Consider the following 1,202-nt stretch of genomic DNA (forward strand, 5'->3'; position numbering starts at 1 on the left):
GCAAAAATCGGAAAGCGGTAAGCGGACAGCGGATAGCTGTACCTCATACCGCATGGGTAGAAAGGAAAACACGACAATGACACTCATAATCACCGGCGGCGCCGGATTTATTGGTTCTAATTTTATATTTTACATGATGAAGAAGTATCCGGACTATCGTATCATCTGCCTGGACAAGCTGACCTATGCGGGAAATCTGTCTACCCTGGCACCGGTCATGGATAAGCCGAATTTCCGATTTGTGAAGATGGATATCTGCGACAGGGATGCAGTATATGGCCTCTTTGAAGAGGAGCATCCGGATGTGGTGGTGAATTTTGCGGCAGAATCCCATGTGGACCGGTCCATTCTGAATCCGGAGATTTTCCTGGAGACGAATATTATCGGCACTTCTGTCCTTATGGATGCCTGCAGGAAGTATGGCATCGGCCGGTATCATCAGGTATCTACTGATGAAGTCTATGGAGACCTGCCCTTGGACAGGCCGGACCTTTTCTTTACGGAAAAGACGCCCCTTCATACCAGCTCTCCCTACAGCAGCTCCAAGGCAGGAGCGGATCTTCTGGTGGGCGCATACCATCGTACCTATGGCCTGCCGGCGACCATTTCCCGCTGCAGCAATAACTACGGACCATACCAGTTCCCGGAAAAACTGATACCTCTCATGATGATGAATGCCCTGGAAGATAAGCCCCTTCCGGTGTATGGAGATGGGAAAAACGTAAGGGACTGGCTCTATGTGGAGGACCACTGCAAGGCCATAGACCTCATCATCCATAAGGGCACCGTGGGAGAAACCTACAACATCGGCGGCCATAACGAAATGGCGAATATCGATATCGTAAAGCTCATCCTTAAAGAACTGGGCAAGCCGGAGAGCCTTATTACCTATGTAAAGGATAGAAAAGGCCACGACCGCAGATATGCCATCGACCCCGCAAAGATTCATCAAGAACTGGGCTGGCTGCCGGAGACGAAATTTGCTGATGGTATCAAGAAGACGATTCGGTGGTACCTGGACAATAAGCCCTGGTGGCAGGAAATCGTAAGCGGAGAGTATCAGAATTACTATAAGAAAATGTATGAGTGATCCGCTGTCCGCTATCGGCTGTCGGCTTTCGGCTCCCGGCTCCCGGCTTCTGGCTCCTGACGCTCTTTTCCCGAGCCTCTAGCCCCGAGCCTCTAGCCCCAATCCCCAGTCC

The 1,202-nt window shown here is 51.1% G+C and carries 1 protein-coding gene; it reads left to right on the forward strand.

Annotated features, from left to right (window positions below):
• Positions 1-76: 76 nt before the first annotated feature.
• Positions 77-1,090: a dTDP-glucose 4,6-dehydratase gene (gene rfbB, locus Q0482_RS03480; RefSeq protein ID WP_299143436.1), complete on the forward strand. Its 1,014-nt coding sequence runs from the start codon at positions 77-79 to the stop codon at positions 1,088-1,090.
• The last annotated feature ends 112 nt before the right edge of the window (positions 1,091-1,202 follow it).

Origin of the sequence: uncultured Dialister sp., from assembly GCF_937959425.1 — a bacterium.
Taxonomy (GTDB): domain Bacteria; phylum Bacillota; class Negativicutes; order Veillonellales; family Dialisteraceae; genus Dialister.

Coding starts and splice junctions, on each gene's coding strand:
- rfbB (WP_299143436.1), top strand. CDS start 77: ATGACACTCATAATCACCGGCGGCGCCGGATTTATTGGTTCTAATTTT.